The sequence below is a fragment of the Citrobacter meridianamericanus genome, from assembly GCF_041320245.1.
In the GTDB taxonomy this organism is placed as follows: Bacteria; Pseudomonadota; Gammaproteobacteria; order Enterobacterales; family Enterobacteriaceae; genus Citrobacter; species Citrobacter meridianamericanus.
This window is the reverse complement of the sequence record NZ_CP101036.1, coordinates 112,718-134,953: the sequence shown is the minus strand read 5'-3', so window position 1 is coordinate 134,953 and position 22,236 is coordinate 112,718. Positions and strand designations below refer to the sequence as shown.

Annotated in this window: 23 protein-coding genes; 13 read left to right on the top strand and 10 right to left on the bottom strand. The window is 52.1% G+C overall.

Annotated features, from left to right (window positions below; translation table 11 throughout):
- Positions 1-146 precede the first annotated feature (146 nt).
- Together waaA and coaD are read left to right on the top strand one after the other, a co-directional pair.
- Positions 147-1,424, top strand: coding sequence for a lipid IV(A) 3-deoxy-D-manno-octulosonic acid transferase (gene waaA / locus NMD08_RS00610; protein ID WP_370619333.1), 1,278 nt, complete (start codon positions 147-149; stop codon positions 1,422-1,424).
- An 8-nt stretch (positions 1,425-1,432) separates the two neighbouring features.
- A complete protein-coding gene (gene coaD / locus NMD08_RS00605; RefSeq protein WP_370619331.1) occupies positions 1,433-1,912 on the top strand; it encodes a pantetheine-phosphate adenylyltransferase in 480 nt (159 codons plus the stop codon).
- Positions 1,913-1,948: 36 nt separating this feature from the next.
- Here the strand turns inward: coaD and mutM are convergent, their stop codons facing one another.
- The 4 genes from mutM to radC all read right to left on the bottom strand — a co-directional run bounded on the left by mutM (position 1,949) and on the right by radC (position 4,167).
- A complete protein-coding gene (mutM, locus tag NMD08_RS00600) occupies positions 1,949-2,758 on the bottom strand; it encodes a bifunctional DNA-formamidopyrimidine glycosylase/DNA-(apurinic or apyrimidinic site) lyase (protein ID WP_370619329.1) in 810 nt (269 codons plus the stop codon).
- Between the two features lie 98 nt (positions 2,759-2,856).
- Positions 2,857-3,024 carry a 50S ribosomal protein L33 gene (rpmG, locus tag NMD08_RS00595; protein ID WP_003024094.1) on the bottom strand — a complete coding sequence of 56 codons (168 nt, stop codon included), beginning with the start codon at positions 3,022-3,024 and terminating at the stop codon, positions 2,857-2,859.
- A 22-nt stretch (positions 3,025-3,046) separates the two neighbouring features.
- Entirely contained in the window at positions 3,047-3,283 is a 237-nt protein-coding gene (gene rpmB, locus NMD08_RS00590) for a 50S ribosomal protein L28 (RefSeq protein WP_002436699.1), read from the bottom strand.
- Between the two features lie 218 nt (positions 3,284-3,501).
- A complete protein-coding gene (gene radC / locus NMD08_RS00585; RefSeq protein WP_151217024.1) occupies positions 3,502-4,167 on the bottom strand; it encodes a DNA repair protein RadC in 666 nt (221 codons plus the stop codon).
- 172 nt (positions 4,168-4,339) lie between these two features.
- On the opposite strand from radC, the gene coaBC reads away from it, so the two are divergent.
- The 3 genes from coaBC to slmA all read left to right on the top strand — a co-directional run bounded on the left by coaBC (position 4,340) and on the right by slmA (position 6,709).
- The gene (coaBC, locus tag NMD08_RS00580) at positions 4,340-5,560 is read left to right on the top strand and encodes a bifunctional phosphopantothenoylcysteine decarboxylase/phosphopantothenate--cysteine ligase CoaBC (protein ID WP_286539491.1); all 1,221 of its coding nucleotides are present in this window, start codon (positions 4,340-4,342) and stop codon (positions 5,558-5,560) included.
- Positions 5,538-5,996, top strand: a complete 459-nt coding sequence (gene dut / locus NMD08_RS00575) for a dUTP diphosphatase (RefSeq protein WP_006687626.1) — start codon at positions 5,538-5,540, stop codon at positions 5,994-5,996. Before coaBC ends, dut begins: the two co-directional genes overlap by 23 nt.
- Positions 5,997-6,112: 116 nt before the next feature.
- A complete protein-coding gene (gene slmA / locus NMD08_RS00570; protein ID WP_005122608.1) occupies positions 6,113-6,709 on the top strand; it encodes a nucleoid occlusion factor SlmA in 597 nt (198 codons plus the stop codon).
- A 39-nt stretch (positions 6,710-6,748) separates the two neighbouring features.
- Here slmA and pyrE read toward each other — a convergent pair whose 3' ends face one another.
- On the bottom strand, positions 6,749-7,390 hold the full coding sequence (gene pyrE, locus NMD08_RS00565) for an orotate phosphoribosyltransferase (RefSeq protein ID WP_061066836.1): 642 nt from the start codon (positions 7,388-7,390) through the stop codon (positions 6,749-6,751).
- Between the two features lie 65 nt (positions 7,391-7,455).
- On the bottom strand, positions 7,456-8,172 hold the full coding sequence (gene rph, locus NMD08_RS00560) for a ribonuclease PH (protein ID WP_003024054.1): 717 nt from the start codon (positions 8,170-8,172) through the stop codon (positions 7,456-7,458).
- A 125-nt stretch (positions 8,173-8,297) separates the two neighbouring features.
- Between rph and NMD08_RS00555 the strand changes: the two genes are divergently transcribed.
- Positions 8,298-9,161 carry a YicC/YloC family endoribonuclease gene (locus tag NMD08_RS00555; RefSeq protein ID WP_003024052.1) on the top strand — a complete coding sequence of 288 codons (864 nt, stop codon included), beginning with the start codon at positions 8,298-8,300 and terminating at the stop codon, positions 9,159-9,161.
- A 101-nt stretch (positions 9,162-9,262) separates the two neighbouring features.
- On the opposite strand, the gene NMD08_RS00550 is transcribed toward NMD08_RS00555, so the two are convergent.
- Positions 9,263-9,703, bottom strand: coding sequence for a hypothetical protein (locus NMD08_RS00550; protein WP_048213724.1), 441 nt, complete (start codon positions 9,701-9,703; stop codon positions 9,263-9,265).
- A 13-nt stretch (positions 9,704-9,716) separates the two neighbouring features.
- A complete protein-coding gene (locus NMD08_RS00545) occupies positions 9,717-10,388 on the bottom strand; it encodes a hypothetical protein (RefSeq protein WP_370619327.1) in 672 nt (223 codons plus the stop codon).
- A gap of 442 nt (positions 10,389-10,830) precedes the next feature.
- Here NMD08_RS00545 and NMD08_RS00540 point away from each other — a divergent pair, with 442 nt between their 5' ends.
- Positions 10,831-11,448, top strand: coding sequence for a trimeric intracellular cation channel family protein (locus tag NMD08_RS00540; protein WP_370619325.1), 618 nt, complete (start codon positions 10,831-10,833; stop codon positions 11,446-11,448).
- On the opposite strand, the gene ligB is transcribed toward NMD08_RS00540, so the two are convergent.
- Positions 11,445-13,124, bottom strand: coding sequence for an NAD-dependent DNA ligase LigB (ligB, locus tag NMD08_RS00535; protein ID WP_370619323.1), 1,680 nt, complete (start codon positions 13,122-13,124; stop codon positions 11,445-11,447). The genes NMD08_RS00540 and ligB overlap by 4 nt on opposite strands.
- A 261-nt stretch (positions 13,125-13,385) precedes the next feature.
- Here ligB and gmk point away from each other — a divergent pair, with 261 nt between their 5' ends.
- The 5 genes from gmk to recG are packed head-to-tail and all read left to right on the top strand — an operon-like array spanning position 13,386 to position 19,259.
- Positions 13,386-14,009 carry a guanylate kinase gene (gene gmk, locus NMD08_RS00530; RefSeq protein ID WP_151217029.1) on the top strand — a complete coding sequence of 208 codons (624 nt, stop codon included), beginning with the start codon at positions 13,386-13,388 and terminating at the stop codon, positions 14,007-14,009.
- A 54-nt stretch (positions 14,010-14,063) separates the two neighbouring features.
- Complete coding sequence (rpoZ, locus tag NMD08_RS00525) at positions 14,064-14,339, top strand: DNA-directed RNA polymerase subunit omega (RefSeq protein ID WP_000135058.1); 276 nt, start codon at positions 14,064-14,066, stop codon at positions 14,337-14,339.
- 18 nt (positions 14,340-14,357) lie between these two features.
- Complete coding sequence (spoT, locus tag NMD08_RS00520) at positions 14,358-16,472, top strand: bifunctional GTP diphosphokinase/guanosine-3',5'-bis pyrophosphate 3'-pyrophosphohydrolase (protein ID WP_003024038.1); 2,115 nt, start codon at positions 14,358-14,360, stop codon at positions 16,470-16,472.
- Positions 16,473-16,482: 10 nt separating this feature from the next.
- A complete protein-coding gene (gene trmH, locus NMD08_RS00515) occupies positions 16,483-17,172 on the top strand; it encodes a tRNA (guanosine(18)-2'-O)-methyltransferase TrmH (RefSeq protein WP_151217031.1) in 690 nt (229 codons plus the stop codon).
- A 5-nt stretch (positions 17,173-17,177) separates the two neighbouring features.
- Entirely contained in the window at positions 17,178-19,259 is a 2,082-nt protein-coding gene (recG, locus tag NMD08_RS00510; protein WP_151217033.1) for an ATP-dependent DNA helicase RecG, read from the top strand.
- Positions 19,260-19,301: 42 nt separating this feature from the next.
- On the opposite strand, the gene gltS is transcribed toward recG, so the two are convergent.
- A complete protein-coding gene (gene gltS, locus NMD08_RS00505) occupies positions 19,302-20,507 on the bottom strand; it encodes a sodium/glutamate symporter (RefSeq protein ID WP_151217035.1) in 1,206 nt (401 codons plus the stop codon).
- Positions 20,508-20,732: 225 nt separating this feature from the next.
- Here gltS and xanP point away from each other — a divergent pair, with 225 nt between their 5' ends.
- Positions 20,733-22,124: a xanthine/proton symporter XanP gene (gene xanP / locus NMD08_RS00500; protein ID WP_137376861.1), complete on the top strand. Its 1,392-nt coding sequence runs from the start codon at positions 20,733-20,735 to the stop codon at positions 22,122-22,124.
- Positions 22,125-22,236 lie beyond the last annotated feature (112 nt).

The window sequence follows — 22,236 nt, the reverse complement described above, 5'->3', positions numbered from 1 at the left end:
TGCGGTCCTATGCATTTTTGAAATAACCACCTGTTAAAATAATGCTTCACCAATTCCATCGTTTTGAGACAACCTGGATAAAAATGATGGTAAAGCCATAGTTAAATACATAGAATCCCCAGCACATTCATAAGTCAGCTACCATTATGCTCGAATTGCTTTACACCGCCCTTTTCTACCTTATTCAGCCTTTGATCTGGATACGGCTTTGGGTGCGCGGACGTAAGGCTCCGGCCTACCGTAAACGCTGGGGTGAACGCTACGGCTTTTACCGCCGTCCGCTAAAGCCAGGCGGCATCATGCTTCATTCGGTATCTGTGGGTGAGACGCTGGCAGCGATCCCTTTGGTCCGCGCTCTGCGACATCGTTACCCTGACTTGCCAATCACGGTTACCACCATGACGCCAACTGGCTCAGAGCGTGTCCAGTCTGCGTTTGGTGCTGACGTTCAGCACGTCTATTTACCTTACGATTTACCTGACGCACTCAATCGTTTCCTGAATAAAGTTGACCCCAAGCTGGTGTTAATTATGGAAACTGAGCTATGGCCAAATCTCATTGCAGCACTGCACAAACGCCATATTCCTCTGGTTATCGCCAACGCCCGGCTTTCAGCTCGCTCGGCTGCTGGCTACGGGAAATTGGGTAAATTTGTTGGCAGATTGCTACGTCGCATTACGCTCATTGCTGCGCAAAATGAAGAAGATGGCGCGCGTTTTATTGCGCTTGGCGCCAGAAGCAATCAGGTCACCGTTACTGGTAGCCTGAAGTTTGATATTTCCGTCACGCCACAACTGGCTGCAAAAGCGGTTACATTGCGTCGGCAATGGGCGCCTCACCGCCCGGTATGGATCGCAACAAGCACCCACGACGGTGAAGAAAGCATTATCATTGCCGCCCATCAGGCGTTATTAAACCAGTTCCCTAATCTATTACTGATTCTGGTACCCAGACATCCTGAACGATTCCCGGATGCCATCAACCTCGTACGCCAGGCTGGACTAAGCTATATGACACGCTCTTCGGGCGAAGTTCCGTCATCAGGTACTCAGGTCGTGATTGGCGACACCATGGGCGAGCTGATGTTGTTGTACGGTATTGCCGATCTTGCTTTTGTCGGCGGTTCACTGGTCGAACGTGGTGGGCACAACCCACTTGAAGCGGCAGCGCATGCCATTCCGGTACTGATGGGGCCACATACGTTTAATTTTAAAGATATTTGCGCCCGCCTTGAACAGGCAAGCGGACTGATCACCGTCACCGACGCAAGCACGCTGGCGAAAGAAGTCTCTTCTTTACTGACCGATGCAGATTATCGTAATTTTTATGGCCGTCACGCAGTTGAAGTTCTGTATCAAAATCAGGGCGCGCTTCAGCGTCTGCTGCAGCTGCTGGAACCTTATCTGCCACCCAAAACGCATTGAGGCAAGCCATGCAAAAACGGGCGATTTATCCAGGAACCTTTGATCCCATAACTAACGGCCATCTTGATATCGTGACGCGTGCGACCAGCATGTTCGATCACGTAATCCTGGCAATTGCCGCAAGTCCCAGTAAAAAACCGATGTTTCCCCTTGAAGAGCGCGTTGAGCTGGCACAACAGGCAACGGCGCATCTCGGCAATGTGGAAGTTCTGGGCTTCAGCGATCTGATGGCAAACTTTGCCCGCGATAATCAGGCTAACATTCTGATCCGTGGTCTACGTGCGGTGGCTGATTTTGAGTATGAAATGCAGCTGGCCCATATGAACCGTCATCTCATGCCGCAACTGGAAAGCGTCTTTCTGATGCCGTCTAAAGAGTGGTCATTTATCTCATCGTCACTGGTGAAAGAAGTCGCCCGCCACCAGGGTGACGTGACGCATTTTCTGCCGGAAAACGTCCATCAGGCATTATTGAGTAAACTGAAGTAATTCGTCTGGCCGGATGAGCGTCCGGCCGATAGGGTGTTATTTCTGACAGCACCTGCAGTAGAACGTTGTGCGCTGGGCGTGTTTTGTCGCAATGACTGGCGCGCCGCATACGCGACAGGGTTCGCCTTCTCTCCCATAGACCTGCAGCTCCTGAGCAAAATAGCCCGGCTTACCGTCACTTTGCAGAAAATCCTTCAGCGTCGTCCCGCCCTGCTCGATAGAACGCAGCAAAACCGCCTTGATAACGCGCACCAGCAGTTCACACTCATCCTGCGACAGCGATGACGCCAGACGGTCAGGATGGATACCCGCCGCAAACAGCGACTCGCTGGCATAGATGTTTCCCACCCCCACCACCAGCTTGTTATCCATCAGCCAAGGTTTAATCGCGGTTTTCTTCTTCGCACATTTCTGCTGCAGGTAACCGGCATTGAAATCGTAGCTCAGCGGCTCAGGGCCAAGATGGGCGAAGACATTATGCCCATCCAGTTCTTTAGTCCACAGCCAGGCACCAAAACGACGCGGATCGGTATAACGCAGGACTTTGCCGTTACTCATCACCAAGTCGACGTGGTCATGCTTTTCTGCCGGAAGCTCTTCAGGAAGGATACGCAAACTACCCGACATCCCCAGATGAATGATTACCCAGCCATCCGGCAGCTCCAGAAGCAGGTATTTCGCGCGCCGCTGTACGCTCAGAACAGGCTTATCACTCAGACGATAGATTTCCTCTGATACCGGCCAACGCAAACGACCGTTACGCACAGTCGCGTGCATAATCGTTGCTCCCACCAGATGCGGCTCAATCCCGCGACGACTGGTTTCGACTTCAGGTAATTCAGGCATAGTATCTCCGGCGGTGTATCAGGTCTCATTAATATGGGGACGGCCAGAAAACAAAAAACCCCGCCGAGGCGAGGTTTTTTGCTACATCGAAACTAAAATTATTTGATTTTAGCTTCTTTGTACAGTACGTGCTGGCGTACAACTGGATCGAATTTTTTCAGTTCCAGTTTTTCCGGCTTAGTACGTTTGTTCTTCGTGGTGGTGTAGAAGTGACCTGTACCAGCAGAAGAAACCAGCTTGATTTTCTCGCGAATACCTTTAGCCATGATTTATTTCCTCTTTAAGTACTTAGTACTTTTCGCCACGGGCACGCAGTTCAGACAGAACTGTATCGATGCCTTTCTTATCGATTACACGCATACCTTTAGCAGATACGCGCAGGGTGACAAAACGCTTCTCGCTCTCAACCCAGAAACGGTGAGAGTGCAGGTTCGGCAGGAAACGGCGTTTAGTCGCGTTCAGTGCGTGGGAACGGTTGTTACCGGTCACCGGACGCTTGCCAGTAACTTGGCAGACTCGGGACATGTCTATTCTCCAAAAATCAAATTAGCTCGAGCTTCGTATGGGGTATCGGCGCCTCGTCAGGCTTTACAGCCCGGTCATCGCATAGTTCTAAGTGAACTCTCGATTGCCAGGCCCAAATGCCAAACCCGAGATTCTCAAAGGTGGCGTAGTATACGCTGACCCGGCGTTATGCTCAAGTCCCGAACAGACAAAGATCCCGATGGATCGCGTAAAGTGCATTAAATCCAACCGCGTTCCGCAAAAGAAACGCACTCTCCGCGCCCAATGACCAGATGATCAAGCACCCGGATATCCATGAACTGACAGCATTTCACAACACGCTCGGTGATGAGTTTATCTGCTTTGCTCGGCTCTGCACACCCTGAAGGGTGATTATGCGCAAGGATCACTGCGGAAGCATTCATTTTTATCGCTTCGCGGACAATTTCTCGCGGATGTACCTCGACGTGGCTAATCGTACCGGAAAAAAGTTTACTGTGTTTAATCACGCGATGTTGAGAATCCATAAAGATCACAAAAAAGATCTCGCGTTCCTCTTGTGAGAGCTGACTTTGCAGAAATTCACGCGCCATTTCCGGGCTAAGTATTGCGCGCTCCTCAATCACCCGTACGTTGTAGTAACGCCTCGCCAGCTCCGCTATTCCCTTCAACTGTGCATACTTCGCGATACCGATGCCCTGAACATAGCTGAAATCCATGTAATCAGCAGACAACAGGCCATACAGCGAATCAAAATGCTGAAGCATCTCTTTCGCCAGCGTAAGCACATCTTTACCCAGCATCCCGGTGCGTAAAAAAAGAGCCAGTAGCTCAACGTCGCTCAGCGAGCTAGCGCCCTGCGCCAACAGCTTTTCCCGAGGCATTATACGTCCTGTATTTTCCATGCTTTTCCCCTCATTTCGCATCCGCATAGTGGCATAACGCCAGCGGAGAATCGACGCGCTGTTATCACTTCTTCGTAGCGCCTCGCAAACTGGATCGCGGGCAAAAGCACGACACATTGCGGATTGTGATAAAATATCCGCCTTCTGGTGAAACCCAACAGGAAAGATCATGATGAGCCTGGCCGGTAAAAAAATCGTACTTGGCGTCAGTGGCGGTATTGCTGCGTACAAAACCCCTGAGCTGGTGCGTCGTTTACGGGAACGCGGCGCTGACGTCCGCGTGGCGATGACCGAAGCGGCAAAAGCGTTTATTACTCCTCTGAGCTTACAGGCAGTTTCGGGTTATCCCGTTTCCGACAGCCTGCTTGACCCCGCAGCCGAAGCTGCGATGGGCCACATTGAGCTGGGGAAATGGGCCGATTTGGTTATCCTGGCCCCTGCGACGGCAGACCTGATTGCCCGCGTTGCCGCCGGTATGGCCAACGATCTGGTGTCTACGATTTGTCTGGCAACTCCAGCGCCTGTTGCCGTGCTGCCGGCCATGAACCAGCAGATGTACCGCGCTGCCGCTACCCAGCACAATCTGGGCGTTCTTGCCTCACGCGGTTTGCTCATTTGGGGCCCTGACAGCGGTAGCCAGGCATGTGGCGATGTCGGTCCTGGACGTATGCTGGATCCATTAATGATTGTGGATATGGCGGCAGAACATTTTTCACCTGTCAAAGATCTGCAACATCTCAACATCATGATTACAGCGGGTCCGACGCGTGAACCGCTTGATCCCGTAAGGTATATTTCCAACCACAGTTCCGGGAAGATGGGATTTGCTATCGCAGCCGCTGCAGCAAAACGCGGGGCAAACGTCACGCTGGTATCAGGTCCGGTTTCGTTAACCACACCGCAATTTGTCCAGCGCGTTGATGTAATGACCGCGCTGGAAATGGAAGCCGCCGTGCAATCTGCGGTACAACAACAGCATATTTTTATCGGCTGCGCCGCAGTCGCTGATTACCGCGCTGAAACTGTCGCCCACGAAAAAATCAAAAAGCAGGCGACGCAGGGTGATGAATTAACAGTAAAAATGGTCAAAAATCCGGACATCATCGCCGGTGTTGCCGCACTGGATGCTAACCGACCTTTTGTCGTTGGGTTTGCCGCCGAAACAAATAATGTGGAAGAATATGCCCGGCAAAAACGCATCCGCAAGAACCTTGATGTGATCTGTGCGAACGACGTTTCGCTGTCAACTCAAGGGTTTAACAGCGATAGCAACGCATTACACCTTTTTTGGCAGGATGGAGACAAAGTCTTACCGCTTGAGCGTAAAGAACTCCTGGGCCAATTATTACTCGACGAGATCGTGACCCGTTATGATGAAAAAAATCGACGTTAAGATTCTGGACCCGCGCGTAGGGCAACAATTTCCGCTCCCGACGTACGCCACTTCTGGTTCTGCCGGACTTGACCTGCGTGCTTGTCTTGATGACGCCGTAGAACTGGCGCCGGGCGCAACAACGCTGGTGCCTACCGGGTTAGCCATCCATATCGCCGATCCTTCTCTGGCGGCGGTGATGCTCCCGCGCTCCGGGTTGGGCCATAAGCACGGTATCGTACTGGGCAATCTGGTCGGTTTGATTGATTCCGACTACCAGGGCCAACTGATGGTATCCATCTGGAACCGTGGTCAGGACAGCTTCACGATTGAACCGGGCGAACGCATCGCGCAGATGGTATTTGTACCGGTCGTACAGGCTGAATTTAATCTGGTGGAAGAGTTTGAAGCCACCGATCGTGGCGAAGGTGGCTTCGGCCATTCCGGGCGCAAGTAACCCGCAGAAAAGTATCCCACAGCGTAATAACGCAATAACATACCGCAAACAATCGTTTGCGGTCGCTGTGTGGATGCCTGCCTGGCAAGAGCTTATTTTCAGGGGTATTTTGTAACATGGTAGAAAAGCAAACTGCGAAAAGGAATCGTCGCGAAGAAATACTTCAGTCTCTGGCACTGATGCTTGAGTCCAGCGATGGTAGCCAACGCATCACCACAGCAAAGCTGGCAGCCTCAGTTGGCGTATCCGAAGCGGCATTGTATCGCCATTTTCCCAGCAAGACTCGCATGTTCGATAGCCTGATTGAGTTTATCGAAGACAGTCTGATTACCCGTATCAATCTGATTCTGAAAGATGAAAAGGATACTAACGCGCGCTTGCGTCTAATCGTCCTGCTGATTTTAGGGTTCGGTGAACGTAATCCCGGCCTGACGCGCATTCTGACCGGACACGCGTTGATGTTCGAGCAAGACCGTCTGCAAGGCCGCATTAACCAGCTGTTTGAGCGAATTGAGTCGCAGCTACGCCAGGTTCTGCGAGAAAAAAGAATGCGTGAAGGTGAAGGCTACACCGTGGATGAAACGCTGCTGGCCAGCCAGTTACTGGCTTTCTGCGAAGGTATGCTGTCTCGGTTTGTACGTAGCGAATTTAAATATCGTCCAACGGATGATTTCGACACCCGCTGGCCGTTAGTTGCCGCTCAATTGCAGTAACACAGTTGCCCGGTAAGCTTAACGCTACCGGGCGATGACTTACACCCCAAACTCTTCGCGATACGCCCGGACTGCGGCCAGGTGCTCTGCCATTTCAGGTTTTTCTTCCAGATAGGCAATCAGATCTTTCAGGGTAATGATAGAAATCACCTTGCACCCATAATCGCGTTCCACTTCCTGAATCGCTGAAATCTCGCCGCGACCGCGTTCCTGACGATCGAGAGAAATCAGTACCCCTGCCAACGTCGCACCATTTGCCTGGATTATCTCCATGGATTCACGAATCGCAGTACCGGCAGTGATCACGTCATCCACCAGCATCACGCGCCCCTCAAGTGCGCTACCAACCAGATTGCCACCTTCACCGTGGGTCTTCGCCTCTTTACGGTTAAAGCAGTACGGCAAATCTTTATCGTGGTGTTCAGCCAGCGCAACGGCCGTTGTAGTCGCAATCGGAATACCTTTGTACGCTGGGCCAAACAGCAAATCGAACTCAATACCGGAATCCACCAGCGCTTCGGCGTAAAAACGGCCTAACAGAGCCAGGTCGCGCCCGGTATTAAACAGTCCGGCGTTGAAGAAATAGGGGCTTTTACGCCCGGATTTCAGCGTAAACTCGCCAAACTTTAGTACCTGCTTGCTAAGCGCAAACTCAATAAACTGGCGCTGATACGGTTTCATGGATTCGCTCCTCATCTCACTTTATTACAGACAAAAAAAAGGCGACTCATCAGTCGCCTTTAAAATCAATTTTCTAACGCCGCCTTCTGCGTCGCTACAATGGATTCGATTCCCCCTCGGGCCAACGCCAGTAGGGTGAGAAGTTCTTCATGGCTGAATGGCTCACCTTCCGCCGTGCCCTGTACTTCAATAATACGGCCATCTTCAGTCATCACCACGTTCATGTCGGTTTCTGCTGCTGAATCCTCAACGTACTCGAGGTCACAGAGCGCTTCACCGTTAACAATACCCACGGAAACCGCCGCGACCATCCCTTTCATCGGGTTAGTTTTCAGTTTACCGCTCGCGACCAGCTTGTTCAGCGCATCAGCTAACGCAACACATGCACCGGTAATGGATGCGGTGCGCGTACCGCCATCTGCCTGAATAACATCGCAATCCAGCGTAATAGTGAATTCGCCGAGCGTTTTCAGATCAACGGCGGCGCGCAGCGCGCGGGCGATAAGACGCTGGATTTCCATGGTACGACCGCCCTGCTTACCTTTCGCCGCTTCACGGGCGTTACGGGTGTGTGTGGCGCGTGGCAGCATGCCATATTCTGCGGTGATCCAACCCTGGCCCTGACCTTTCAGAAAACGCGGTACGCCTTCATCAATAGAAGCGGTACATAGCACTTTGGTATCACCAAATTCGACCAGCACGGAGCCTTCAGCGTGTTTTGTATAATTACGGGTCAGGGTGACGGGACGCACCTGATTGGCACTACGACCTGCTGGACGCATGATAAAATCTCCGGCTTGAAACGAATGTGGCTGCGCATTATACGGACTTCCGACTGTTATTCCTATCCTGACAAGACGTGGATGGCTATAATCCTCCCATCTCATCTTTAAAAACAGGAACGTCTATGATCCGCAGCATGACCGCTTACGCCCGGCGTGAAATCAAGGGTGAATGGGGTAGCGCTACCTGGGAAATGCGCTCGGTAAACCAGCGTTATCTGGAAACTTATTTTCGCCTGCCGGAGCAGTTCCGTAGTCTCGAACCCGTTGTTCGCGAGCGTATTCGCACGCGTCTGACGCGCGGTAAAGTCGAATGTACGCTGCGTTTTGAGCCTGATGCCAGTGCACAAGGCGAGCTGATTCTGAATGAAAAACTCGCTAAACAGCTCGTTAGCGCTGCTAACTGGGTCAAAATGCAGAGTGATGAAGGTGAAATTAACCCGGTTGATATCCTGCGTTGGCCAGGTGTAATGGCAGCCCAGGAGCAAGATCTGGACGCCATTGCCGCCGAAATCCTCGCCGCGCTTGACGGTACGCTGGATGACTTTATCGTTGCGCGTGAAACCGAAGGTCAGGCACTGAAGGCGTTGATTGAGCAGCGTCTGGAAGGCGTCAGCGCCGAAGTAACGAAGGTACGTGCGCATATGCCGGAAATCCTGCAATGGCAGCGCGAGCGTCTGGTAGCCAAACTGGAAGATGCTCAGGTGCAGCTGGAAAATAACCGCCTTGAGCAAGAACTGGTGCTGATGGCACAGCGTATCGACGTGGCTGAAGAACTGGATCGCCTGGAAGCTCACGTCAAAGAAACCTACAACATTCTGAAGAAAAAAGAGGCGGTTGGCCGTCGTCTGGACTTCATGATGCAGGAATTCAACCGTGAGTCGAATACTCTGGCATCGAAGTCTATCAATGCCGAAGTGACTAACTCCGCAATTGAACTGAAGGTATTGATCGAGCAAATGCGCGAGCAAATTCAGAATATCGAGTAATTTTGAATATCATCCCTATGCTATCGTAACGTACTAGATAGCCTGCTCAATGCAGGCTATCCGTACCGCCAGTAAGTGCTGACTTATATAAAATTGAATACTTATTTATCTGGCATATATTTGTCGTTATAAATACTCTTCAGAATATCAATCCGAACAGCATTACTGCTGTTCATATTCACGACTGTCAGTACTTCATCGGATCCCCTGAGACGCCAGCATTCTGCCTCAACATCACATTTTACCTGTTTTTCATAGCCCGCCATTGAGAGATATTTACTAATCCTCCCCGTATCCCTGGTATCATGGAACGTAACACTCCATACATCAGCCTTAGGACCAGAAATGTTCGTATAATTAAAGTCATACACTTGGGATATTCTCGGCATTTTTTTTAAAACTTGAGGAGTGTAATAATCATATTTGGCTTTATCAAACTCTGTATATTGTGCGTTACCTGCAAGTCTCATTTTTATATTAGGCCAGAAATAAGAGCTGCATATAGCTATTATCATCAGCACTATTATGACTGCCTGTTTCATATGTTTCCCTTTTTTACCAGTTAACGACCGTTCCATCTCTTGAAACTATTTTAACGTTACCAGAACTAAAGTCGCTGTAAGGTATCACTGTTCTCATGAATGAGGGTAAAACACCTTTTACAGGAAGAGCTAAAGCTGATTTCATCGGATCGGGAAATAATATCGGTTGGAATGAGGTGTTTTTAAAAGAGCCGATTGGACCATAATAATCCCAACGCCTGAGGGCTTCCTCTTTGCTGACGGGCTGCAATAGCGGGAATGGGTTACTATATGAGACTACGCGGTAGAACCCCAGCAAATCGGATACTAAATCCTCACCACTGAAACCGCTGTCGGTGTAAAGATAAAAGGGGAAATTTGACTGTAAACCTTCAAAACGATGAGCAAGCGCCATTATCATGGAAAGTGCTATACTATATCGTTCAAATAAACATCGCCCTTTTCTAATTCTCCATCTGATGAACTTCCCAATTGTGAGCCCTCCTCTTCCCATACTTTGAGTGTATTTTACATCGTAATAATCCTTTCCTGAATGCTCGCCTTGGTGCATATCCGAGAGTAACTTTCTGACATCATCTCCTCGAGCATGTCCCATATCTATCCACCCCAAAACTTCGGTGTAGATTATCCCACTTCTTAAATGTCCAGCCTCTCTGCCATCCTGAATTTCCTCTCTTACGCTCATGTCTATCACTCCGACTGACTAAATGCTGAAGATTTTGCTGTATATGTGTCTACACGCATAGAAGCGATAGCTGAGGGGGGCATTTTTCAGAATAGAGGCCGCTGAATATCAGAGTTTACTTAGGATGACTTCTCTAATGGCTTCTGGAGTGTCAACTTGTCCAATGGTCGGGGGGATAGTTTTGTTGAAATATCATACGTGGCTCGCCAGTAAACGGCGGCGCTAAGTGCTTTTCCGATGGGCATGTTTATAACCTCTCACTAAGCATTATATTTTCTCATCACTTATCACCATAACTAATATCGTTATGCGCACAACATATGGCATTTTCTTCAAACAAGCATTAGCTGTAGTTATTAGAATCACTTCACCTTAGAAAATCTCAATCGTGACAGTGCGCACAAATCGTTAAGCTTAGCCCCCAGCAAATCAGGGGGAATACATGCTGTTACACGTTTTATACTTAATTGGTATTACTGCCGAAGCCATGACCGGTGCGCTTGCGGCTGGGCGTCGTCGTATGGATACATTTGGCGTCATTATCATTGCCACCGCAACGGCCATTGGCGGTGGTTCAGTTCGCGACATTCTTCTCGGCCATTATCCGCTCGGCTGGGTAAAGCACCCTGAATACGTCATTATCGTGGCGACCGCTGCGGTACTCACGACCATTATTGCTCCCGTCATGCCCTACCTGCGTAGAATATTCCTCGTACTGGATGCGCTGGGCCTGGTAGTGTTTTCTATCATTGGCGCTCAGGTGGCGCTGGATATGGGCCATGGACCGATTATCGCCGTGGTCGCTGCGGTCACGACCGGGGTTTTCGGCGGCGTATTACGTGATATGTTCTGTAAACGCATCCCACTGGTGTTCCAGAAAGAACTGTATGCCGGCGTATCATTTGCCGCTGCCGTGCTGTACATCGTGCTGCAGCATTATGTCTCCAGCCACGATGTGGTGGTTATCTCCACCCTACTTTTCGGCTTTACCGCCCGACTACTGGCGCTGCGCCTGAAGTTAGGTCTGCCTGTATTTTACTATCGCCATGAAGGCCATTAAGGCATAAAGCCCGCGATCCGCTGAGCAGCTAACCAGTTGCTCAGCGCTGTGACCTCTCGATCCTCCAGCCACTGGATCACCTGCCGAGCCCGCCGCTCCCCCATAAAAGGAAGCTGCCGCCAGCTTTGTTCACTACGCACGTGTAACTGCGACCATGAACCATCCCGACTGGCATTCAGCGTAGCCTGTGTTATCGGTATTCCCATAGCAATCAGCCAGCGCGTGAACGGAAGATCGCGCGACAAGTTGAACTGATGCCATAACTTCTTCCCTTTGCTTACACCAAATGTGGACTGTAGTTGTTCCTGAGTTAGCCCAAGCCAGGAAAAGATATGCTCAAAACGATATGCCTGATTGAGCTCCCGCCATCCCGCCTCGCCGATACCTTCCAGCCCCAATACCTCTTTGGTACCCAGCCAGACCAGCCTGGCAACAAACTGCTCATAACACTCCGGGGTAGCATAAAAACAGGTTAATGAATTAAAGCGACCCTCAGGTGGAGCTGGTTTAGTACGCTGAGTACTCCGCCAGACGACTTCGTCTATACGGGGGATCCCCTGCCCGGCAAGGCTTATCAGAATCTGATCGCCAGGCGCAATATCCCATTCATTCCAGCGTCGGACAGAGCCAATATTGACGCGCTGCACTCGTTTATCATCCAACATGACGGGGGCCAGCGATGCCACCACCGCAATTTTCCCGCTTTTGCCAACAGAGAACTGAATACCCGTTACCTCAGACACCCTGGCCACGGGAGGATATTTCCACGCTGCCAGCCAGTCTCCCTGTCCGGGTAGCCAGTATCGCGCCTGCGGCTCTTTTCCCGTTCGCACAACTACGCCATCCGTCACAAAAGGTAATGCTGAAGTCCACCAACTGGCGCGTGCCTGCTCGACATCATCTGCACTCTTCACGGCCCTGGAAAAATGTTGCGTGAAACTGAACCCGGCAGCAGTGAGTTGTTCCAGTCTTTCAGACATGACCGCAGGACCATCGGGCCAGGCCCAGATAAAAATAGCCAGCGAGCCTAATAATTCCGGATTGCTCTGGCGCATCATCAATCCAGCAACCTTCGAGCGGGCGTTCATTCCCCCTCTCTGCTTCTGAATATGCCCCTCTTGCTGCAAAAAAATCTCACCCTGCAACGTACTGTTAGCGAGATTCCCCTTGGTGGAATGTGGTACGGAAGGAATCTGAAGAACCTTTTGCGTCCAGTCTTCGCCTTTCAGGCCATTACCACGGCTAATCGCCCGTACCAGATTGCCATTGCGATAGACTAACGTCACTGCCACGCCATCCACCTTCGGTTGCACCCAGAGATCGCTGCGAGCCTGCATCCATTGCTGAAGCGCTTGCTTATCGGCAAGTTTTCGAACTCCCGTATGGGGAACAGGATGCGAGACAGTGCCACTTATTGGGGGTGCAGACAGCTCGGGTGGGGCTTCACCGCCAAAACAGCGCTGCCATTGGATGAGTTGTGCATTGAGCTGGTCATAAACACCGTCGTCTACGGCACTTTCACCCTGTTTCCAGTAACTGTCATTCCACTGTGTTATCTGCTGCTGTAGTCGTGAAATTTCCTCATTTGCCCGGGCAGGCGACCAGACGGGGCAAACCGCCCATACAGGTAAATTCCAGACCAGTAGAACCAGCCCTATGCATTTCCATAATCCCATGCTACCTCCGCTGAACACTGCAATTCCAGGCAGATATAGCGCGAAATAATAGGGAAACAGAGTGGCAAAAAAGCATCCTGCGAGCACCGTTCCTGACATTTGCACGTATTGCTGCAAATCATCGATAAAACAGGAAACTGATACGCAAAACGCAATAAACATGCGCAAAAAGTGTGACAAGGGCTACGTCACATAGCGGCTACGTGTATAATAAGCCCGTATGTAGGCTCTCTTTCGACAATCACATACATTAAGATACTCATGGCTCAAGGCACGCTTTATATTGTTTCTGCCCCCAGTGGCGCGGGTAAATCCAGCCTGATTCAGGCTTTATTAAAGACCCAACCGTTGTATGACACCCAGGTTTCTGTTTCGCACACCACGCGCGCACCGCGCCCGGGGGAAGTGCACGGTGAACACTATTTCTTTGTGAACCATGATGAATTCAGAGCCATGATTGGCAGAGACGCGTTCCTGGAACACGCTGAGGTATTCGGTAATTATTACGGCACTTCGCGTGAGACCATTGAGCAAGTACTGGCATCCGGCGTAGACGTCTTTTTAGATATCGATTGGCAAGGTGCGCAGCAAATTCGTGAAAAAATGCCGCATGCGCGCAGTATTTTTATTTTGCCGCCATCTAAGATTGAGCTGGACCGACGTCTTCGTGGCCGCGGTCAAGATAGCGAAGACGTGATCGCAAAACGTATGGCGCAAGCTGTTGCAGAAATGAGCCATTACGCCGAATATGATTATCTTATTGTGAATGATGATTTCGATACCGCCCTGGGCGATTTGAAAACCATCATTCGCGCCGAACGTCTGCGCATGAGCCGCCAAAAGCAGCGTCATGACGCTTTAATCAGCAAACTGTTGGCAGACTGAACCCACATTCAGTATCATGCCCAGTCATTTCTTCACCTGTGGAGCATTTTAAGTATGGCACGCGTAACTGTTCAGGACGCTGTAGAGAAAATTGGTAACCGTTTTGACCTGGTACTGGTCGCCGCGCGTCGCGCTCGTCAGATGCAGGTAGGCGGAAAGGATCCGCTCGTACCGGAAGAAAACGATAAAACTACCGTTATCGCGCTGCGCGAAATCGAAGAAGGTCTGATCAACAACCAGATCCTCGACGTGCGTGAGCGCCAGGAACAGCAAGAGCAGGAAGCCGCTGAATTACAAGCCGTTACCGCTATTGCTGAAGGTCGTCGTTAATCACAAAGCGGGTCGCCCTTGTATCTGTTTGAAAGCCTGAATCAACTGATTCAAAACTACCTGCCGGAAGACCAGATTAAGCGTCTTCGGCAGGCGTATCTCGTTGCACGTGACGCTCACGAGGGCCAGACACGTTCAAGCGGTGAACCCTATATCACGCACCCGGTAGCGGTAGCCTGCATTCTGGCCGAGATGAAACTCGACTATGAAACGCTGATGGCTGCGCTACTGCATGACGTGATTGAAGATACCCCAGCCACCTACCAGGACATGGAGCAGCTTTTTGGTAAAAGCGTTGCAGAGCTGGTAGAAGGGGTATCAAAGCTTGATAAGCTTAAGTTTCGCGATAAGAAAGAGGCGCAAGCTGAAAACTTTCGCAAGATGATTATGGCGATGGTGCAGGATATCCGCGTCATTCTCATCAAACTTGCTGACCGTACCCACAATATGCGCACGCTGGGCTCATTACGCCCGGACAAGCGTCGCCGCATCGCCCGTGAAACCCTCGAAATTTATAGTCCGCTGGCACACCGTTTAGGTATTCATCACATTAAAACCGAGCTGGAAGAGCTGGGTTTTGAAGCGCTGTACCCGAACCGCTATCGCGTGATTAAAGAAGTGGTTAAAGCCGCTCGCGGCAACCGCAAAGAGATGATCCAAAAAATCCTCTCAGAAATCGAAGGGCGTTTGCAGGAGGCAGGTATTCCGTGTCGCGTGAGCGGGCGCGAGAAGCACCTGTACTCTATCTACTGCAAAATGGTGCTCAAAGAGCAGCGTTTTCACTCCATCATGGATATCTACGCTTTTCGCGTTATCGTTCATGATTCCGATACCTGCTATCGCGTACTCGGCCAGATGCATAGCCTGTACAAACCACGTCCTGGTCGCGTGAAAGACTATATCGCCATTCCAAAAGCGAACGGATATCAGTCTTTGCATACCTCAATGATCGGCCCTCACGGCGTTCCGGTTGAAGTACAAATTCGTACTGAAGACATGGATCAGATGGCGGAAATGGGTGTGGCAGCGCACTGGGCTTACAAAGAGCACGGTGGCGAAAGCAGCACCACCGCACAAATCCGCGCTCAGCGCTGGATGCAAAGCCTGCTGGAACTGCAGCAGAGCGCCGGTAGCTCGTTTGAATTTATTGAAAGCGTCAAATCTGATCTCTTCCCGGATGAGATTTATGTTTTCACACCGGAAGGGCGTATTGTTGAACTGCCTGCCGGTGCTACACCTGTCGACTTCGCCTACGCCGTACATACCGATATCGGTCACGCCTGCGTCGGCGCACGTGTCGACAGACAGCCTTACCCGCTTTCACAACCACTGTTTAGCGGTCAGACCGTTGAGATTATTACCGCGCCGGGCGCACGTCCGAATGCAGCATGGCTCAACTTCGTCGTTAGTTCGAAAGCACGAGCAAAAATTCGCCAGTTGCTGAAAAACCTCAAGCGCGATGATTCCGTCAGCCTGGGGCGTCGACTGCTCAACCATGCCCTGGGCGGTAGCCGTAAACTGGCTGAGATCCCACCAGAAAGCATCCAGCGTGAGCTTGAGCGCATGAAGCTCGCCACGCTTGACGATCTGCTCGCAGAAATTGGTTTGGGTAACGCCATGAGTGTGGTGGTTGCGAAAAACCTCCAGCAGGGCGAAGCAACGGCAAACGTCCCAGCGCAATCTGGTCACGGTCATCTGCCGATTAAAGGCGCAGACGGCGTGCTGATCACTTTCGCGAAATGCTGTCGTCCGATTCCAGGCGATCCCATCATTGCCCACGTCAGTCCGGGTAAAGGTCTGGTGATTCACCATGAATCCTGCCGTAACATTCGTGGCTACCAGAAAGAGCCTGAGAAGTTTATGGCGGTGGAATGGGATAAGGAGACAGAGCAGGAGTTCATCACTGAGATTAAGGTGGATATGTTTAACCACCAGGGTGCTCTGGCGAACTTGACGGCGGCAATAAACACGACCACCTCCAATATTCAAAGTCTGAATACGGAAGAGAAAGATGGCCGCGTCTATAGCGCCTTTATTCGCCTGACCGCCCGCGACCGTGTGCACCTGGCGAATATCATGCGCAAAATCCGCGTCATGCCGGACGTGATTAAAGTCACCCGTAACCGTAACTAGAACACGTTTTATGAATGAACAGCGCTATGCACGTATCCGCGAGATGCTCGCACGTCGTCAGCCCGATCTGACCGTCTGCATGGAAGAGGTCCACAAGCCTCATAACGTTTCCGCTATCATTCGTACTGCAGATGCGGTCGGCGTGCATGAAGTCCACGCCGTCTGGCCGGGTAGCCGCATGCGTACCATGGCCTCTTCTGCCGCAGGCAGCAATAGTTGGGTACAGGTTAAAACGCACCGCACCATTAGCGATGCGGTCACACATTTAAAAAACCGGGGTATGCAGGTTCTGGCAACCCATCTGTCAGATAAAGCTGTGGATTTTCGCGAGATTGATTACACACGCCCCACCTGCATCCTGATGGGCCAGGAAAAAACCGGCATTACTCAGGAAGCGTTGGATCTGGCGGATCAGGATATCATCATTCCCATGACTGGCATGGTGCAGTCACTGAACGTCTCAGTCGCCTCCGCGCTGATTCTGTACGAAGCGCAGCGTCAGCGGCAAAACGCCGGCATGTACCGCCGAGAAAACAGTATGCTGCCGCAAGATGAGCAGCAGCGTTTGCTGTTTGAAGGCGGTTATCCTGTGCTGGCGAATGTCGCTAAGCGCAAAGGCCTTCCCTACCCTCACGTAAACACGCAGGGCGAAATTGAAGCCGATGCAACGTGGTGGGCCACTATGCAGTCTGCGAGATAAACGCGATGAAAGGCCGTTTACTGGATGCCATCCCACTCAACTCTCTGACCGGCGTTGGCGCAGCGCAAAGCAGTAAACTGGCGAAAATTGGCCTGCACACCGTGCAGGACCTCCTGCTACACCTCCCCCTGCGTTACGAAGACCGCACGCATCTGTACCCTATTGGCGAACTGCTGCCGGGCGTCTATGCCACCGTTGAAGGCGAAGTGCTGAACTGCAATATCACCTTTGGCGGTCGCCGGATGATGACCTGTCAGATCAGCGATGGCTCGGGCATTCTCACCATGCGCTTTTTCAACTTCAGCGCAGCAATGAAAAACAGTCTCGCCACCGGGCGCCGGGTACTGGCCTATGGCGAAGCCAAACGCGGGAAATACGGCGCTGAGATGATCCACCCGGAATACCGCGTGCAGGGCGATCTCAGCACGCCGGAATTGCAGGAAACGCTCACGCCGGTGTATCCAACTACCGAAGGTGTTAAACAGGCTACGCTGCGTAAACTGACCGATCAGGCGCTGGATTTGCTTGATACTTGTGCCATTGCCGAACTGCTACCACCGGAATTACTGCAAGGCATGATGAGCCTGCCAGAAGCCCTGCGCACTTTGCACCGTCCACCGCCGTCACTGCAGTTGAGCGATCTGGAAACCGGTCAGCATCCGGCGCAGCGACGTCTCATTCTGGAAGAGCTGCTGGCGCATAACCTCAGTATGCTGGCATTACGCGCCGGGGCGCAGCGTTTTCATGCCCAGCCGCTGAGCGTAAACAACGCGCTGAAAGATAAGCTGCTGGCGGCGCTACCGTTTAAACCGACTGGCGCACAGGCCCGCGTTACCGCTGAGATCGAACGTGATATGGCACTGGATGTCCCGATGATGCGCCTGGTACAGGGCGATGTCGGCTCCGGTAAGACCCTGGTCGCGGCGTTAGCCGCCCTGCGCGCTATCGCACATGGTAAGCAGGTTGCGCTGATGGCACCCACCGAACTGCTTGCTGAACAGCATGCGAATAACTTCCGTAACTGGTTTGCGCCGCTGGGCGTTGAAGTGGGCTGGCTGGCAGGTAAACAGAAAGGTAAAGCGCGCCAGGCGCAGCAGGAAGCTATCGCCAGCGGTCAGGTGCAGATGATTGTCGGCACGCACGCAATTTTCCAGGAACAGGTGCAGTTCAACGGACTGGCGCTGGTTATCATCGATGAACAGCATCGTTTTGGCGTGCATCAGCGTCTGGCGTTATGGGAGAAAGGCCAGCAGCAGGGTTTCCATCCGCACCAGCTAATCATGACTGCCACGCCAATCCCGCGCACGCTGGCGATGACCGCTTATGCCGATCTCGACACATCGGTCATTGATGAGCTCCCACCAGGACGTACGCCCGTCACTACGGTGGCGATTCCGGACACCCGCCGCAGCGACATCATTGATCGCGTACGCAACGCCTGTACCCACGAGGGGCGCCAGGCATACTGGGTCTGTACGCTGATTGAAGAGTCTGATCTGTTAGAAGCTCAGGCAGCAGAAGCGACGTGGGAAGAGCTTAAAATTGCGCTGCCAGAACTCCATATTGGCCTGGTACACGGCCGAATGAAGCCAGCCGAGAAACAGTCGGTAATGGCGGGATTTAAACAGGGTGAACTGCATCTGCTGGTTGCTACCACGGTGATTGAAGTGGGTGTGGACGTGCCCAACGCCAGCCTGATGATAATTGAAAACCCGGAGCGCCTGGGCCTGGCCCAGTTGCATCAGCTACGTGGCCGTGTAGGTCGTGGCGCGGTGGCCTCCCACTGCGTCCTGCTCTACAAATCACCGCTGTCAAAAACCGCGCAAAAACGCCTGCAGGTTCTGCGCGACAGCAACGACGGGTTCGTTATTGCGCAAAAAGATTTGGAGATTCGCGGTCCCGGTGAGCTCTTGGGTACTCGCCAGACTGGAACGGCAGAATTTAAAGTCGCGGATTTACTGCGCGATCAGGCTATTATCCCGGAAGTTCAGCGCATTGCTCGCCATATTCACGAACGATATCCGCAACAGGCCGTAGCGCTAATAGAGCGCTGGATGCCGGAAACCGAACGCTACTCCAACGCATAGTCAATTCGGAGTGTCGGCGGATGTTACTCCGCCGCACAACCATTATTGCGCAAAAATCGGCAACAACAGATACAGCTTAATCACCAGCGCATTGACGATATCGATGAAGAACGCGCCCACCATCGGCACCACCAGAAACGCCATATGGGATGGCCCAAAACGTTCGGTAATTGCCTGCATGTTGGCAATCGCCGTTGGTGTCGCGCCGAGGCCAAAACCGCAGTGCCCGGCTGCCAGCACAGCGGCATCGTAGTTCTTACCCATCATGCGCCAGGTGACGAATATTGCGTACAGCGCCATGAAAATGGCCTGAACAACCAGAATTGCAAGCATCGGCAGGGCCAGAGAAGCCAGTTCCCACAGCTTCAGACTCATCAGCGCCATCGCCAGGAACAACGACAAACTTACGTTACCCAGCACCGAAACCGCACGCTCGAACACCCGATAAAAGCCCAGTAATGCCAGACCGTTACTGAGGATCACCCCAACAAACAGCACGCAGACAAAGGTCGGCAGTTCCAGCACCGTTCCGACCAGCATTTGCGCAACGATTTTTCCCACCGTCAAACAGATAGCGATCAGCGCGATGGTTTCAATCAACACCAGCGAAGTGATCATGCGCCCGACATCCGGCTTTTCAAACGCGGTCGGCACAGCCTGATCATCCGGTATACCATCTGGCGTAGTGGAGTGTTTGACCAGATAGCGCGCCACCGGACCGCCAATCAGTCCACCTAGCACCAGGCCAAACGTTGCGCAAGCCATCGCCACTTCAGTCGCATTGGCGAAACCATAGCGCTCAATAAACAGTTTGCTCCACGCGGCTCCGGTTCCGTGTCCGCCTGAGAGGGTTATCGAACCGGCGATCAGACCCATCAGCGGATCCAAACCCAGCAGGGTCGCCATACCAATACCGATAGCGTTTTGCATCAGCAGCAGGCCAACAACCACAATCAGAAAGATACCCACCACGCGGCCACCTGCGCGCAGGCTGGCGATATTGGCGTTCAAGCCGATGGTAGCGAAGAACGCCAGCATCAACGGATCGCGCAGGGTCATGTCGAAGTTCACTTCCCAGCCCATGCTTTTTTTCAACACCAGCAGCGCAATCGCCACCAGCAACCCACCAGCGACAGGTTCAGGAATAGTGTATTTTTTCAGAAATGAGACAGACTGGACGAGCTTACGTCCGAGCAACAACACAAGGGTTGCCGCAACCAGTGTTGATAACGTATCGAGATAAAACATTTACAGCTCCATTAGTGCGTTTAGCACAATCACGCACGATGCATTTCAGACCGATTTTTAGCTCTTATTGAGTTTTCGGGGTGGATTTTAAGCAGAAAATGATGAAAAGTTATATAAAAATGTTTGTTTATCCGTTTTAAATATTAAGAATACCCACTAGCAAACGTTTGCTTTTCAGCCCTGGTCAGATAAAATCACCGCTTTTCCACCATGGGATTGCCTCTGATGTCCGTTAACGCCGTAGAGTCAACAAATGCGCAACCGGTTGCGCAGACTCACAACAGTGAACTGATTTACCGTCTTGAAGATCGCCCCCCGCTAGCCCAGACCCTGTTTGCCGCCTGTCAGCACCTGCTGGCCATGTTCGTCGCGGTGATCACCCCTGCACTGTTAATTTGCCAGGCGCTCGGTTTACCGGCTCAGGATACTCAACACATTATCAGTATGTCGCTGTTCGCTTCCGGCGTAGCCTCTATCATTCAGATCAAAGCCTGGGGGCCGGTCGGCTCGGGACTGTTATCCATTCAGGGCACCAGCTTTAACTTTGTTGCTCCACTGATTATGGGTGGTACGGCGCTAAAAACCGGTGGCGCAGATGTTCCAACCATGATGGCGGCGCTGTTCGGTACGCTGATGCTGGCAAGTTGCACTGAGATGGTTATCTCACGCGTACTGCATCTGGCACGTCGTATTATTACTCCGCTGGTCTCAGGCGTGGTGGTGATGATTATCGGCCTGTCGCTGATTCAGGTAGGTTTGACGTCGATTGGCGGCGGCTATGCCGCAATGAGCGACAACACCTTTGGCGCACCGAAGAATTTACTGCTGGCTGGCGTGGTGCTGGCGCTAATCATCCTGCTTAACCGCCAGCGCAACCCGTACCTGCGTGTTGCGTCATTGGTGATTGCGATGGCGGCAGGGTATCTGCTGGCCTGGTTTATGGACATGCTGCCGCAAAATACCGCGCCGGTAAGTCAGGACCTGCTGATGGTGCCAACACCGCTGTATTACGGCCTGGGCATTGACTGGAGCTTACTGCTGCCGCTGATGTTGGTCTTTATGATTACCTCGCTGGAAACCATCGGTGATATTACGGCTACCTCCGATGTCTCCGAGCAGCCGGTTTCTGGTCCGCTATACATGAAACGCTTGAAAGGCGGCGTACTAGCGAACGGTCTGAATTCATTTGTTTCCGCCGTGTTCAATACCTTCCCAAACTCCTGTTTTGGTCAGAACAACGGGGTTATTCAGTTAACGGGCGTTGCCAGCCGCTATGTTGGTTTTGTGGTGGCGCTGATGCTGATCGCGCTGGGTCTGTTCCCGGCGGTCAGCGGTTTTGTACAGCATATTCCTGAGCCAGTACTGGGCGGGGCAACGCTGGTAATGTTCGGTACTATCGCCGCATCCGGCGTGCGTATTGTGTCCCGCGAACCGCTAAACCGTCGTGCGATTCTGATTATCGCGCTGTCGCTGGCCGTCGGTCTGGGCGTTTCCCAGCAGCCGTTGATCCTGCAGTTCGCCCCGGACTGGGTGAAAAACTTGCTCTCTTCCGGCATTGCTGCAGGCGGTATTACCGCTATCGTTCTGAACCTGATATTCCCTCCAGAGAAGCAATAAGCAAAATGCGGCGTTGATTCTGAATCGACGCCGCTGTAACGCTCTTTCACCATTCCCGCCTTGAGCATTCCATCTAAATCGTGCATAACTTGATTATGTGCACTTCGCAGGA